Consider the following 310-nt stretch of genomic DNA (forward strand, 5'->3'; position numbering starts at 1 on the left):
CGTGGTCGGCGGTGCCGGTCACGTGTGGGGTGCGCTCGTCGGTGCGGGCGTAATCACCATCCTCAAGCAGTGGCTGCAGGATCTGCTGCCGCGCATCCTCGGCACCAGCGGCAACTTCGAGGTGATTGTGTTCGGCCTGATGATGGTGCTGGTGCTGCAGCGTGCCCGCGACGGCCTGTGGCCCATCCTCACCCGCTTCGTGCCGGTGAAGGCGAAGCAGAAGACCATCGACCCGAGTGCGGTCGCCCTGCCACGGCGCACCCTGCCCAAGGTGGGCGAGCGCATCCTCGAAGCCAAGGCGGTGACGCGA

The 310-nt window shown here is 67.7% G+C and carries 1 pseudogene; it reads left to right on the forward strand.

Going from position 1 to position 310, the window contains the following annotated elements:
- Positions 1 to 310: pseudogene (locus tag AC22G6_RS21905) on the forward strand (metal-dependent hydrolase); the annotation flags it as partial.

Source organism: Parazoarcus sp. PS-13 R2A, from assembly GCF_057621855.1.